The organism is Mammaliicoccus sp. C-M13 (assembly GCF_022386845.1).
Lineage (GTDB): Bacteria > Bacillota > Bacilli > Staphylococcales > Staphylococcaceae > Mammaliicoccus > Mammaliicoccus lentus.
This window is the reverse complement of record NZ_JAJNHQ010000024.1, coordinates 1-13,581: the sequence shown is the minus strand read 5'-3', so window position 1 is coordinate 13,581 and position 13,581 is coordinate 1. Positions and strand designations below refer to the sequence as shown.

Genomic DNA, 13,581 nt, shown 5'->3' with positions numbered 1-13,581 from the left:
GCCACGAAATTAGCATCATGCTAGCAAGTTAAGCGAACACTGACATGATAAATTAGTGGTTAGCTATATTTTTTTACTTTGCAACAGAACCATATTTTTAGACTATGTAGCACCTATAGACTTACACACGTACTCTATAGATGAAAGCGCCCTTGATGTCACTGAAAGTATGCACTTGTTTGCTAATACGCCTTATGAAATGGCACAAATCATTCAGAAGCGGATTTATGATGAAACGAAAATATTTAGCACAGTTGGTATTGGTTCTAATCCTTTAATCGCAAAATTAGCAATGGACTTAGAAGCAAAGAAAACAAAAGAAGGAATAGCTGAATGGCGTTATGAAGATATACCCGCAAAATTATGGCATATAGAACCTTTAACCAAAATGTGGGGTATTAATAAACGAACTGAAGCAAAGTTGAATAAAAAAGGGATATTCAGAATAGGGGACTTAGCAAACTATCCAGTTGAATATTTGAAAAGAGATTTTGGAATAGTTGGGGTTGATTTGCATTTACATGCTAACGGGATAGATGAAAGTATCATAAGATTCCCACATAAAACAACACATAAATCTTTAGGTAAATCTCAAATACTTATGCGTGATTATGAAATGAATGAGTTAAAAACGGTTTTAATGGAACAGGTAGAAGAGGTTTATTTTAGAGTAAGAAATCAACAACTTTATCCTACTAGAATAAGTATCAATGTTGGATATTCTGACGGTGGAGGTGTACGAAAACAGTTCACTAATAAACATGGTTACCAAAATACTTATGCAATTATTAATGAGTTATGGCGGTATTTATCAAACAGGCTTGAAAAAGAAGCTTTATATCGAACGATTGGTATATCTTTCGGAATGTTCATACCTAACAAGATTAAACAATTATCATTATTTGATGATCCTATTCAAGTCAAAACCGAAAATATTGAAAATCAGCTTGACGTGATACGTCATAAATATGGTAAAAATATCGTTATGAAAGGGGCAAGCTTAACAAGAAGCGGAACTTTATCCCAACGAAAAGGACTTATAGCAGGTCATAAAGCATAAACATAAACTTTATAAACATATATTGTAAATAAAAACAATCATTGACATAAATATGAAGATAAGTAAACATATAAAGTATATATTCAGAATGTTTTTTATTATTTATATTACTGAATATATAAATTTAAACAGGAGGTCTTTATTCTCTAAACAATCTCAATAAGGGTATATTTAGATAATAATGATGGGTGTCGTATGAAACGTAGTGTCAAATATCTATTTATAGTAATCATTATACTTATAGTTTTTTTCTCATTTTATTTCTATAAACAGCCAAATAATTGGACGTGGGAAACGCTAAATTTAACAAAAAAAGATTCAAACAACTCTAATACGAAAGTGGCTATATTAGATACAGGTATTAATAATGAAAGAATTAACAATGCGTTTGTCACAAAAAAATATGATGCTATAAATAAGCGTAATCAAATAACTACAAATAGTAATCATGCCACTCAAATCGCAAGTATTATCACATATGGGAAACATAAAGAAAAGTTAATCGGGATAAGCAAAACAGTAAGTATTTACGATGTTAAGGTTTTAGATGATGAACTCGGTGGAGAGACAGATAGTATAGTGAATGGCATCAATTGGAGTATTAAAAACGATGTAGATATTATCAATATGAGTTTTGGCTTTCAACGTTACAACAAAGAATTACATGATGTTATAAAAAAAGCTAAAAAACAAGGTATCATTTTAGTAGGTGCAGCGGGAAATAATATGGATGATTATAGTGACTATCCTGCTCGTTTCAATGAGGTCTATTCTATTACAGCAATAGATAAAAATAACAAACCATTTATTTATGCACCAACTAAAAAAGTCGATTTTAAAGCGCCCGGTGTCGAAGTTTATACATTAGATTCAAAAGATGAATTTACAACTGTAAATGGAACATCTTTTGCCGCTGCTTATTTCACTTCTTACCTAACAACTAAATTGGATTCAAGAAATAATTTGTCACATGTTTTAAAAAAATACCCAATAAATTGATACATCAAAGGAGAAAATATGAAAAACAAACTTATAGCTTTATTACTTGCTAGTATTATCACGATGACTTATGGGAACTTTGCGGAAGCTGCTGAAGTAATAAAAGAAGCCGATTTAAATAGTTCTAACAGTAAAGTTAATGAAAACAAAGTTAAAGAAAATATTTATACTAAAAATAAACGTAATTACATTGAAAATGAATATAAATCAAAAGATTTAGATATTGAAAGTAACTTAGAATACGATTTAAATACAGATAAAATTACCGTAGATGCTTCATTAAATGACGAATATGGTAATAACCTTGATAAAACATATGATGTAACGTTTTTAAGAATTGTGAATGAAAATGACTTTAAAGCTGAATTCACTGATCAAGATACTGGAGAAAAATTAGTATATGATACAAATGAAGTCAAAGCTTCAATTGCTCCAGTAGTCGCTGTATTAGTTGGCTTTATAGCTAAACAAGGTCTTAAAATGGCTATCAAAAAATATGGTAAAACCGTTGTAACATCAATGATTCGTACAAGCCCTCAAGTTGCTGCTCAAGCAGCTAAAAACTTAGGTTATTCTGCAACAAAATCTGTATCTCATGGCAAAAAGGTCTTTAAGAAAAATGGTAAAGGCAATCCCAAATATATCTCTGTTGATAAAGATGGTCACAATGGAGGTGCATGGAAAGGTGCAAGTAGCATTAAAAATCTAGGTAGTAAGAAAACAAGAAGCGGTACATATGATGCCAACCTAAAAAGAATTGGAGATTAAAAAATGATTATTAACATCGGAGAACAACAAATAAATTTTGATTTAGAAAATGAAATTCCATTTTTTCAATCATCTCATGAAAATAGAATGCGTTTTGATATAGATAGTTTTGAAAAAAAGCAAATTTCTAAAATTATTAATCAGTTGTTTAGCAACCAATCTAATACAAAGTGTTCATTTTTATCTGAGTATTTATATCCTGTTAAATTTAGAGAAAAAACACGAATTGGTCGTTTTCTATCTATTACAAACTGGCATGAAGAACTCCATTATACTGATGAAAAATATATTATTGCAACTATTGAAAATATAAAAAATACAGAAATAATTAATTATTCTTTATATATTCAAAAAGGATTAGTAGAACCATATATCATCTTCTATAATGATAAAAATATGATATATCTTAGTAATTCTGTGATAGATATCATAAGTTTTTCTAAAGAAACAATTACTAATATAAAAACAGAATTTGGGAATTATATAGATACAATTCAAGAAACTGTTTAATAATTATAAAGAGAAACATAGTTCCCTTTTGATCTATGTTTCTCTCTTTTTTTCTTTAGAATCGGACTTATATATACTATCATTCGTATGTAAAATATTGTTATGAATGGCATAAGCTTAACAAGTAGTAGTACCCTCAAATCAAGAAAAGGGCTTATAGTTGGTCATAAAGATTAGAATTATATTCAAAATTTCTTTTTGATTTCACACTGATTCTATCACTTTAAAAGCAAGTCAACCCTATTTTTTAAAGAAATTATAAGGTATTATAAGTAACACCACTTGGTCTTGATGATATAATAATAATTGAGTAAAAGATCCTTACATTTTGTGACACCTCTCGAGTCTTGAATTGGTATACAGAGAGGGGTGGTAGCATGGATATTGATATCAATATTTACTTTGATTTTACACTTGTAATAACATGGTCAATTAGTATGTCATATGTAATTTACCTTGCTATTAAAAACAACCAAAAAAATAAGCTAACTGTATAAACACTACTAAATACAGTTAGCTCTAACCCAATAAGGTTCGTTTGGTAATCACATTCATCCTGTGAGCCTTTACTCAATAGTCATCAGATACTTTGCCGGTTTCTGATGGCTATTTATATTACACTTAAATATTAACATAGAGAAAGTGAGTAGTACAATATTAGGACATTTTAATAGACTACCATTCGTAGTAAAATATTGTATAGTAAACTTATAGGTTGTTAATTACGGGAGCATTTAATCATACACTAATAAACCAACACTATGTCATATGAACGTTAAAACCACAACAAGTCGCTATAATTGTTGTGGTTTTTATATTTGTCATTGATATTTTACAATCAAGTATTTGTGAGGTTTTTCTTTCCTAATTTCATATACCTTATTACATGTATTACATCTTGATAATTTCATCGTGGCATTGTTAATTTTTTTAAATAAATTTCCATCATGATTATTACAATAAGGACAAGTAACCTCAATATATGTTCTATTATCATTTACCATTAGATAGATTGTGATCACTTCCTTACTCGTATACTTTTTGAGATTTGAAATATTTAATAGTTGAGGGATGTAGCTCAAATAGTTTGTTAAAGAAATCAATGTTCAACTTATGCTGCAACATAAAGTCTTTTAAGAAATTCGGGTTATCTTCTGATAGTAAGGTTATAACTTCAGCAAGGGAGTTAGAATCTCTATATAGTTCAAAGTATATATGAAATGAATCTGCTAAAAAGTGATTTTCTTCTTCTGTTAATGTCTTAGGCACTAATATATGCATAAACTCTTTCGCAATATGGTATCGCTTATTATTGATATGTTTATCTACTACGATATATGGAATGTCTTCAATCCACACATGATAAGACTTAATTCCATATCTCAATAAGCTTCTTTTAACAATCCGTACACCTAATTTTTCAAGTATGACATCTAGTTTTCTCGATTCAAAAGTATCTTGTAAGAAATTTCGCATATTTTTAGCAATCTTAAAACTATTCCACCCTTGTATTTTAAGTTTTCGATAATACTTAGATATATCAGATAGATATACCTCATAATCTGGAATAACAACTAAATCAATAAGAGAAGAGTAAAAGTAATGTATATACTTTAAATAGTTTAGTTCTTTAGCAAGAATAGGTTCATCTAAACTATTATTAATGATTCCATAATCTTCTCTTATGAAAGAAGCGGTATTTAAAAACTTATAATCTATTCCATATAAATTCTCAAAGTTTTTAATAGCTTCAAGACTAATTGTTTTTTCATTACTGAAGTATTCATTAAATTCTTTTTCTGTTAATCCTGTATTCATTTCAATTTGATTATTAGTTAAACCGTATATGTCATATACTGCTTGATATTTATCAAGGTTGATCATACAATCAACTCCATTTCACTAATCTGAAATTGTATTTTCTTTATCTCGTTTATCAATATACATACCCGATATAGTAACTATCGCAATAAATCCTAGACCAATCCAAACCGTTTCAAATAGGTGTGTTCGAATCGTTAATATATAACCAATCGCAAGAAAGATAGTTATATGAATGAATCGCAATAACATATTAATTTTAAACGTCTTCATATCTTTTGCTCTAGGTTTATTTTCTAATGCTGTTAAAAAAAGGTTGATACAAGTAAAAGCTATGATAAACACTAGATAATAAGAATAGGTTTTGTCTGCTTCAACAATAACAATAGTCAGAAACAAGAAGGTTAGAATAAGTAAAACTCTTATTTTAATCATATGCTTAATAATAAAATCCATTTTCTTTTCTCCTTTATGATACTTCATTATTTTTACTTTCTCTGTGATATATATAAATTGCTATTATTACTATAATAAAAATGTAAGATAGTACAATAAAAGGATTGTTAACCCAGTGATTTTTTAAATTAAATATATACACACCTATAATACATAGTATGAAAAGAATAATATTTAATATCATATTTACCCTAAAAGCTTTAATACTTAAAGCTTGATTCTTGTTTCGAATGCCGATTAACCAAAAATGTATTGTCACAAATAAGATAGTTAACGGTATATAGTAATAAGGAGAATATATATTATCTCCAATCATATCTATAATAGCTATAAAAATAACAATAACTATAATTCTTATTTTACTTGCATTTTTTACAAGAAATCCCATAATATTCCCCTAACTATTTTAATATTCATAAGTACCATCTTTATAATTAATCGTTACACCTTTTTGAGTATTAGATACCCAAACGTTTAAGTTAACGGTCTGACCGTTATCATTAATAGAATAAGCTCTTACATGTGAACCACGTGGTAATAATTCATCATTATTGTACACAGGGTGTACATCATAATAAATTTTAGCTTCAGGGTGGTTATATATCGCATTTCTAACCTGCGTTTCAGGATAACCCATACCGCCACCTTCACTGGCTCTATTACTACCGACATTTTGCGCTCTTGTACCTAGTGTTAAATTGTGCGTTTCCATATCCCCTCCAAGCGACCATGCTAATGAGTGAGATTTGTTATAGATATAACCTTTATAACCATCTAACTGTAATATTTGATTATTACTTTCATTGCCTTTCCACCTTTTTTCAAGTGGATCGTAAGTGCCATCTTTAAATTCTCCTGCAAGTCGTACTGTTGAATCAAAAGAGGGACGTTCTTGCGCTTTGGATGAATGACTATCAACTGCTTGTTTAGTTACAAGCGCTGTAACTCTGCCACCTCTACCTAAATCATCTAAATCTGAATACTTAGCCCAAAATTTATCATTACCATTTTGGTTCAAGAGTTGCTGATCATAATCTGTGAGTGTTGTTTTATTGTCGTTCAATAAAGCGTAATTTTCTTCGTTAGTTTGAACCTTGATAAGCGCCTTGTCTTCTTCACTTGTTTTTACTGTCGATTTTTTACTAAATGCTTTCGACTTTAATTCATTTAAACCTTTATCTATTTGATTATTAGCTTCTTGTTTAAGTTCTCTTTTAATATCCTTTTCGAAATCACACCCAGCTAATAGGGTACTTGTTATGATTATTGCGAGTAACGTCTTGATGTACTTCATATTTTTCAACCTTTCTTATCAAATTGTGATTCTAACCAAAAATAAGTATTGCCACGTTTTTGATGATTTACAAAAGCCGGTTTAGGTACTACATCATAATGTTCATTTTCTAAAGCCCAGCGCACACCATGTCTACTTTTGCCAAGTATATCTCCGACTTCTTGCATACCTAATATTTTTATAGGTTCTTGTCCTATATTAGTTAAGTCATTATTTTTTAAATCAGAAACCGAGTAAACACCACTTGTTTCTGATACATAACAACCTAATTCTGTATTAATTGCTACATTCATACCATTAGATTTTGTGTATATAGTTTGATCGTGATTTAATACCTCATTAATTTTTTTGAAATCCATATTAGTTCCTCCGTCTATAATTATGTTATAATAAATATACCTTTTTGTTTGGTTTAATAGATGATTCTGTTAACCAAATATGCGATCACTTGTGTGGTCGCTTTTTTTATATCCACCATAACATAGCAGGGGAATAACAGAATCAAACTATAACACCTAACTTTTTAAATTCCTGATGTGCTTTAATCAATTTAGCTGCTTCTTCTACTGCATACTTTTCATTTAGATATCCAATTAAATCCGAATTTTCATATAAACCAATTTCTACATCACCCCAAAGATTCACAATTTTTGAGAACATATACTTTTTGTTATGTGCTTCAAATATTTGTTCTAACATAGTAACCCTCCTTAGATTTTTATAACGCTTTAAACCAAATCAATTCTTCATATGTGGTTTCATTCAAGTATTCTTCTAAATCCTCAACTGATTTAAATGGTTTTTTCTCAGTTATCCAATCTTTAGGGCTTTTTATTTCTTTTTCTAATTCCAAAGTTTGAACATTAAGCGTTACAAAAGAGAATTGACTTTCGTCGTTTACAGTCTTCATATCTGAGCCTATGATTATAATTGATTTTTCATCTATATTTTTTGTAATACCAGTGCCTTTTTCTTCAACGAAATTATCAATTATATCTTGTAGTTTTTCTAGTGATTCTTGCGTATGATATTTAATCATTTAAACCACTCTCCTTTGATTCGCATTCAAGATACTGAGCGCCTTTATCAAAACAACACTATATTTATCTTCAGTATTTGCTGTATTCAGTTGGTCTACATATTCATTGTTCTTATATAACCTTACTTTACAAGCACCATTCGATACATCTTGTAATCTTAATTCATACAATTCATTATCTTTTTCAAACTCTATAGCTTTAATAACAAAATCAGTATCTCTCATGATCTCAATACTTTTTAATAAGACAAGAATTTCAGAAGGTTCATTATTTCCTCTTGTAGCAACACCTTTTAAATAACCATTTTCGTATTGTCTGACTTTATCGTCTTTGTCTGTTTCTTGCAGTCTTAAATCATACAGATTACCATTTGAAGTAAACTCAATTGAATTAATCTTTTTATTCATTCTAGTCATGATAATTACCTCCTATAGTGTTATAATAAGAGGTTGAATGTGTCCTCATTCCACCAGTTTTTAAGGTGATAACTAAGTTCACAAGCACTTTAAAAAACTTTCGATTTAGGCGTGCGTTTTTTCTAAAAACGTTACGTCTTTTTTTATTTTTGAAGCGGTATCGAGTAACGTGTTTTCTATCTGCTCATTTACAGGTATATCTAACAATCCGAGAAATACACCATTTTCAAAAACGACAATACAGGTATAACCTTTACCAATGTTATGTCTAGCGAGTGTATAAATCTTACAGTTATTTACAAACTTCAATGCCTGCGTATCCATCGTTTTCACTCCTTTCTATTATTAACTACAAACATATTGTAAACTAATGTTAACTATTTGTTGGTTGGAATATAAAAAAACTACCCATGTCTATAACATAGGTAGATAAAACTTAACATTCTATCATTCAATTTGTTTCTTATAACGTGCTGGCCTATTCCTATACATCACCATATGATAGGTTAATAAATAACTTATCTTTACGATCGTATGCTAAATTCATATTGAGGTTTAATCGTATTATTCGATTTATCTTTTTTAACGAGTTCAATATAGTTAACGAAGATTTGTTTAAACCGAACAATACATAAGAAAAAAGTAAGATTTTATATTTAGTCTAAATTACCTAAATGGTATAAAAATTAGTATGATTTAAGTCTTTTTTGTCACTTTTTCTATATGTATATTTTTAGTATACATATACCTAGAAAACATAATTGCTATTAGACAGGTTATCACACCTGAAATAGTATAAATATACTGTATAGGTATATATTCAGTAATATAACCTACTAGTAATATAGAAACTAAAAAGGAAAGTTGTACAAGTGAATTCTTTAAACCTGTGATCTTAATCATATCTTTTTCATTAATTTTATTTATAAAGTAGGTTTCCTGAATAATATCTTTTATTTGTAAAACTGGACCAATCAACACGACTAGTATTAATGCAAAAATATCAATTATATTAAACGAATATAGAAGCAATAGAATGCCGTATATGAACATAAAAATAGTGATTTTCTGGATAGGTCGTTTGTTAAAGAATTCAGTATACTTCATTACAATAAAAGCGCCTAATATAGTGCCTAAATAATAACTAGCATTAATATATCCCCACCATGTTACATCATGGTTTAAATGTACTTGGACAAACTTTAATGTGACGGACCCTATCCAAATGGAACCTATTAAAACTTCTAAACACTCAATGATAATTAAAACTTTAATTATGGGCTTACTATTTAACAACGAAATAGAATTCATAATTGTAATAATTGGATTTTTACTTTGTAACTCTTCCTTTTTATTTTTCATTTTTATATTAATAATTGCTATAAAAGCTAGTGAAAGCAATATTAAAGAAAGCAATAAAAGATTATTATTACCAATCAATGAAATAATCCAAGCTCCTAATATCCATCCAGAAAATAACAGTATTTGATCTAAACTCGTAATGAGAGACAGACCTTTTGCCATATCATTATTATCAAGATTTTCTTTCAGTAATCTTGATTTCAATGGAGTGAAAATACCATTTGAAAAAGATAGAAACATGATAATTATATAAAGTATGACAAGGTTGACATTATTATTAATGCCTATAAGTAGTATTGTCATACATAGTATTTGAAATATAGCATTAAATACTAAAAGATTTTTTATTTTAATCTTTTCAGTTATAATGCTTATACTTAACCCTGAAAGGATTTTTGAACCAACACTGATAAAAGTTATTAAACTTGAAAAAAAGACTGAATTAGTTAAAGTATATACATAGTAAGTAATTGCCATTGTATAGAATGAAAAAGCTAAATTAGTTGTAAGCTGCGTTACTAATAACGAATAAAAACTTAAATTGTAAAACATTAGTAAATCGCCTTATTTTCAATAGGTTTTTTATTTGCTTTTCTCAATAATGGTAATGGAATTTCTTTAACGCATCTAAATCCCATTTCATCATGCCTGCAAAACGGTATATCTTTCCCTCTAAATGCAGGATACATTAGCTCTTGATGTGAATAAAAAGATCCTCCCTTTAAAACTCCGAATTGGTTTAATTTATCATGATTATGATTATAAGAAGGATGAAACATTCTCTTGGAAAAGTAATCACTCTTGGTCCATTCCCAATTACCTCCAAGCATATTATGAACTCCATAACTTGAAACATTTCTTTTTACATTAATACTTTCTGAAAGTGCTATATCTTGGTTGTAATATACATCTATTAATCTATCATGCCATTCTGATATAGAATCTGGTTTTTTTTCAAAAAGCGTTCCTGAGTAGCGTACTTTACGACCATCAAAATCATTGCCCCATGGCCACTTTGTTACAGAATTTCCTTTAGCAGCTTTTTCCCATTGAAATTCAGATGGTAGAGTTTTTCCTTTCCATCTAGCGTAGGCATAGGCATCATAGAAATCAATACCAGATACAGGATGATCAGGTTTATATCTAGAATCATAGTAAGTATTTCTTCTGTGATTTTTACTTTTAGGCTCATTTGGATGACAAAAAATATGTCCATATTTTTCAACAAATTCACAAAACTCATCATATTCCTCATTAGTTACTGGGTATTTATCAATATAATAAGCAGGTAACCAAACTTTAGTACTAGGCGTATTGTCTGTCCAAGCAAAATCTTTTTCTTTAATTTCATTTTCACTTATACCGTAATCAAAGAAACCTTCTTCTACATAAATCATATTTTCTTCATTTAAAGCTTTAAATTTTTCTTTAATTATCGAAGAAATATTTATCTTACTTTCATAGTTATTCATAAATTTTAAATATTTTTCAAAATAAGTTTTTTTATATGTTAGTTCTTCTTCATTTTTTGCATCATATATTTTCAGTAAATTATGTATTACTATCTGGGCACCTAAACCTACTGGTTTTCTAGGTGTGTTTCTTTCTGTAATATCTCCAACAATATCTGATAAATATTTAACAGATAATTCTATTTTTTCTTCTCCACAAACACTCATGGCTTTAAAAGAAACTACATCATCTGGGTCATGGGTTAATCTAATTATTGTTTCAATAGCCGAAGGATAAGGCAACCAACATTTAACAAAGTCTATTAATTTTGACCTTACATAACTATTTTTAAAACCAATAGCCATTCCAAATAATTGTTCAGCCACTGCAAAATGTCGTATTTTGCTAGATATATCTAATACAGATTGGATGGTATTTTCAGTTTCATCCTTATCCCTTAAATTTAAATTTTTAAGTAAGTTATCAATTTTAAATAATTCCTCCATATCTTCATTATAAATTTCTAAATTATCATTAGATGTATATATCATTTTTTCCATCCTTTCTAAATTCAATAAACAAAAGTCTTATAGACTATAGTCTATAAGACTTTTGTTTATTGAATTAATCCCATTTGTCATTACTTACATTAAGTACAGGTTCAAAAATACTCTCTTTCCAATCACGTTCTAAAGTTTTCATATTTGTCGCCTCCTAAAGTCAAATATATGTACAATTAATATTGTATCATTAATAAATATAAATATCATTGATTTGTCAGAAAATTTTAATTTTTCTAATAATTAAAATGCAATTAAAAAATAATAGAGCTATTTAAAAGGGAAAAGAAATCCCAAAACACATTCAGAAAAATAAGAATCCTTTTAATAACTTATGTTTTCTACACATCACCATATGATACGATTTTAAAAGACTTATCTTTGCGATTGTACGCTAATTCATATTGAGATTTAATAGTATTATTCGATTTATCCTTTTTTATTAATTCTATGTATATCTTTGAACCGTCTTTTTTATAGCTTGTATATATTGGCATAGTGTACTTAGATTTATTTTTACTATCTACCATAGACTTAATATGATTAGACAAGCTAGAGTTTGATTCGAAATACTTTTCTACATGCTTGTAATCTACTTCTTTATAAGCTTTATTTAAATCCTTAGTATAGTCGTTCATGAACGCTTTAGCTTCGTTTTCTATTCTTCTATCTTTTTTAATCATTTCATCTATCTTCGTTGTATCAAATTTCATCGTTATTTTTTGATGGTTGATGTCTTTATTCTCTTTAACTTTAACTGTATTAGATTTTAAAGTTTTACCTTTATATTTACCTTCAGCATGTACAGAAATAGATCTGTTAGAAGGGTACGGTCCATATATACGATTTTCATCATACTTTGTCTGAACACCATTCACATAAATCTTTAAATCTTTTAATTGTTCATCATTATCTAAAATTACTTGAAAACTAGATTCTTTAAAGTTTTCTGTTGCTACAACTTTATTCTTCGCGTTTCTTAAATCTGTCTTTATATTAATTCTGGCTTCTTGTTGTCCTTTAACTAAAGAAGGGGATTCATAGCGTTTAATAGCTGATAGATTATATTCACCTACAAAGAAGCGGCCAAATTTAGTATAACTTTTCGGATCAGTCACAACCGTTTGTTCTTTACCGTCAAAGTCTTTGAAAAGATATGTCATTGATGTATCTTGTGGCTTTAGGTAAACATTATATGAATAGGGCTTAAAGCTTATTTTATCTAATATCAACATGTGGCTACCATTTTGCTTCACTTCAATAATCGTATTGTTTTGATTATCGGTAATTGTTCCATAAATTGAGTTCTTAGTTTTATCATCTTTAATATTTTGCTTTATCTGAGACATTTCTTTTTGAAACTTTCTAATGTTATTCGTTTTGTACATATAAGTCACAAAGGCTTTAGTTTCTTCTTTTGATACAGATAAAGAAGCGGTCGATAACTTATGGGATAGGGTATCATAATCTTTTTCGTCCATAGCTTTTTCAAATGATTCCAATTGAGCGACACCATTATTATTAAAAACAACTATAAGACTAATGATACTAATTAAAATAATTGTGATTATAACACTCAATATTAAGTATATAACTTTTTTCTTTTTCATACGCCTTCCTTCATTCCTTTTACATTCTTTTTTTAAAATTAAAGCACCCCGATTTAAGAGGTGCTTAACGTTTTAATTTAGTTGTGATTTCCTGCTGACTTTAAATCCAAATCGTTTTTTAATTAAAGGATATGTTTTTATAGGTTCTGTTGCAAAGTAAAAAAATATAGCTAACCACTAATTTATCATGTCAGTGTTCGCTTAACTTGCTAGCATGATGCTAATTTCGTGGC

Annotated in this window: 16 protein-coding genes; 4 read left to right on the top strand and 12 right to left on the bottom strand. The window is 28.6% G+C overall.

Annotated features, from left to right (window positions below; all coding sequences use genetic code 11):
- Nucleotides 1-55 precede the first annotated feature (55 nt).
- The 4 genes from LQ615_RS13130 (at nt 56) to LQ615_RS13115 (ending at nt 3,337) form a co-directional block, all read left to right on the top strand.
- Complete coding sequence (locus tag LQ615_RS13130) at nt 56-1,060, top strand: Y-family DNA polymerase (protein WP_147641285.1); 1,005 nt, start codon at nt 56-58, stop codon at nt 1,058-1,060.
- A gap of 195 nt (nt 1,061-1,255) precedes the next feature.
- The gene (locus tag LQ615_RS13125; RefSeq protein ID WP_147641284.1) at nt 1,256-2,059 is read left to right on the top strand and encodes a S8 family peptidase; all 804 of its coding nucleotides are present in this window, start codon (nt 1,256-1,258) and stop codon (nt 2,057-2,059) included.
- 18 nt (nt 2,060-2,077) lie between these two features.
- A complete protein-coding gene (locus LQ615_RS13120; protein ID WP_147641283.1) occupies nt 2,078-2,827 on the top strand; it encodes an SAR2788 family putative toxin in 750 nt (249 codons plus the stop codon).
- Between the two features lie 3 nt (nt 2,828-2,830).
- Entirely contained in the window at nt 2,831-3,337 is a 507-nt protein-coding gene (locus LQ615_RS13115; RefSeq protein WP_147641282.1) for a phage tail protein, read from the top strand.
- A gap of 1,026 nt (nt 3,338-4,363) precedes the next feature.
- Here the strand turns inward: LQ615_RS13115 and LQ615_RS13110 are convergent.
- The 12 genes from LQ615_RS13110 to LQ615_RS13055 form a co-directional block, all read right to left on the bottom strand.
- Nucleotides 4,364-5,221: a hypothetical protein gene (locus LQ615_RS13110; protein ID WP_239704187.1), complete on the bottom strand. Its 858-nt coding sequence runs from the start codon at nt 5,219-5,221 to the stop codon at nt 4,364-4,366.
- 18 nt (nt 5,222-5,239) lie between these two features.
- Complete coding sequence (locus LQ615_RS13105) at nt 5,240-5,431, bottom strand: hypothetical protein (protein WP_239704186.1); 192 nt, start codon at nt 5,429-5,431, stop codon at nt 5,240-5,242.
- Between the two features lie 196 nt (nt 5,432-5,627).
- Nucleotides 5,628-6,002: a hypothetical protein gene (locus LQ615_RS13100; RefSeq protein WP_147641279.1), complete on the bottom strand. Its 375-nt coding sequence runs from the start codon at nt 6,000-6,002 to the stop codon at nt 5,628-5,630.
- 18 nt (nt 6,003-6,020) lie between these two features.
- A complete protein-coding gene (locus tag LQ615_RS13095) occupies nt 6,021-6,908 on the bottom strand; it encodes a DNA/RNA non-specific endonuclease (protein WP_239704185.1) in 888 nt (295 codons plus the stop codon).
- A gap of 5 nt (nt 6,909-6,913) precedes the next feature.
- Nucleotides 6,914-7,267: a hypothetical protein gene (locus tag LQ615_RS13090; RefSeq protein ID WP_084756559.1), complete on the bottom strand. Its 354-nt coding sequence runs from the start codon at nt 7,265-7,267 to the stop codon at nt 6,914-6,916.
- 142 nt (nt 7,268-7,409) lie between these two features.
- The gene (locus LQ615_RS13085) at nt 7,410-7,607 is read right to left on the bottom strand and encodes a hypothetical protein (RefSeq protein WP_239704184.1); all 198 of its coding nucleotides are present in this window, start codon (nt 7,605-7,607) and stop codon (nt 7,410-7,412) included.
- Between the two features lie 19 nt (nt 7,608-7,626).
- The gene (locus LQ615_RS13080) at nt 7,627-7,947 is read right to left on the bottom strand and encodes a hypothetical protein (protein ID WP_147641276.1); all 321 of its coding nucleotides are present in this window, start codon (nt 7,945-7,947) and stop codon (nt 7,627-7,629) included.
- Nucleotides 7,948-8,364 carry a hypothetical protein gene (locus LQ615_RS13075; protein WP_147641275.1) on the bottom strand — a complete coding sequence of 139 codons (417 nt, stop codon included), beginning with the start codon at nt 8,362-8,364 and terminating at the stop codon, nt 7,948-7,950. It lies immediately after the preceding gene.
- A gap of 105 nt (nt 8,365-8,469) precedes the next feature.
- Nucleotides 8,470-8,688: a hypothetical protein gene (locus LQ615_RS13070; protein ID WP_147641274.1), complete on the bottom strand. Its 219-nt coding sequence runs from the start codon at nt 8,686-8,688 to the stop codon at nt 8,470-8,472.
- A 372-nt stretch (nt 8,689-9,060) separates the two neighbouring features.
- A complete protein-coding gene (locus tag LQ615_RS13065; protein WP_239704183.1) occupies nt 9,061-10,278 on the bottom strand; it encodes an MFS transporter in 1,218 nt (405 codons plus the stop codon).
- Nucleotides 10,278-11,729 carry a formylglycine-generating enzyme family protein gene (locus LQ615_RS13060; protein WP_147641272.1) on the bottom strand — a complete coding sequence of 484 codons (1,452 nt, stop codon included), beginning with the start codon at nt 11,727-11,729 and terminating at the stop codon, nt 10,278-10,280. Before LQ615_RS13060 ends, LQ615_RS13065 begins: the two co-directional genes overlap by 1 nt.
- Nucleotides 11,730-12,079: 350 nt before the next feature.
- Nucleotides 12,080-13,348, bottom strand: coding sequence for a TcaA 3rd/4th domain-containing protein (locus tag LQ615_RS13055; protein ID WP_147641271.1), 1,269 nt, complete (start codon nt 13,346-13,348; stop codon nt 12,080-12,082).
- Nucleotides 13,349-13,581: the final 233 nt, after the last annotated feature.

Excerpts from the sequence above, each read along its gene's own strand:
- LQ615_RS13065 (WP_239704183.1), bottom strand. The coding sequence starts at position 10,278 with ATGTTTTACAATTTAAGTTTTTATTCGTTATTAGTAACGCAGCTTACA.
- LQ615_RS13085 (WP_239704184.1), bottom strand. The coding sequence starts at position 7,607 with ATGTTAGAACAAATATTTGAAGCACATAACAAAAAGTATATGTTCTCA.
- LQ615_RS13055 (WP_147641271.1), bottom strand. The coding sequence starts at position 13,348 with ATGAAAAAGAAAAAAGTTATATACTTAATATTGAGTGTTATAATCACA.
- LQ615_RS13090 (WP_084756559.1), bottom strand. The coding sequence starts at position 7,267 with ATGGATTTCAAAAAAATTAATGAGGTATTAAATCACGATCAAACTATA.
- LQ615_RS13060 (WP_147641272.1), bottom strand. The coding sequence starts at position 11,729 with ATGATATATACATCTAATGATAATTTAGAAATTTATAATGAAGATATG.
- LQ615_RS13120 (WP_147641283.1), top strand. The coding sequence starts at position 2,078 with ATGAAAAACAAACTTATAGCTTTATTACTTGCTAGTATTATCACGATG.
- LQ615_RS13100 (WP_147641279.1), bottom strand. The coding sequence starts at position 6,002 with ATGGGATTTCTTGTAAAAAATGCAAGTAAAATAAGAATTATAGTTATT.
- LQ615_RS13070 (WP_147641274.1), bottom strand. The coding sequence starts at position 8,688 with ATGGATACGCAGGCATTGAAGTTTGTAAATAACTGTAAGATTTATACA.
- LQ615_RS13080 (WP_147641276.1), bottom strand. The coding sequence starts at position 7,947 with ATGATTAAATATCATACGCAAGAATCACTAGAAAAACTACAAGATATA.
- LQ615_RS13110 (WP_239704187.1), bottom strand. The coding sequence starts at position 5,221 with ATGATCAACCTTGATAAATATCAAGCAGTATATGACATATACGGTTTA.
- LQ615_RS13115 (WP_147641282.1), top strand. The coding sequence starts at position 2,831 with ATGATTATTAACATCGGAGAACAACAAATAAATTTTGATTTAGAAAAT.
- LQ615_RS13075 (WP_147641275.1), bottom strand. The coding sequence starts at position 8,364 with ATGACTAGAATGAATAAAAAGATTAATTCAATTGAGTTTACTTCAAAT.
- LQ615_RS13105 (WP_239704186.1), bottom strand. The coding sequence starts at position 5,431 with ATGAAGACGTTTAAAATTAATATGTTATTGCGATTCATTCATATAACT.
- LQ615_RS13095 (WP_239704185.1), bottom strand. The coding sequence starts at position 6,908 with ATGAAGTACATCAAGACGTTACTCGCAATAATCATAACAAGTACCCTA.
- LQ615_RS13125 (WP_147641284.1), top strand. The coding sequence starts at position 1,256 with ATGAAACGTAGTGTCAAATATCTATTTATAGTAATCATTATACTTATA.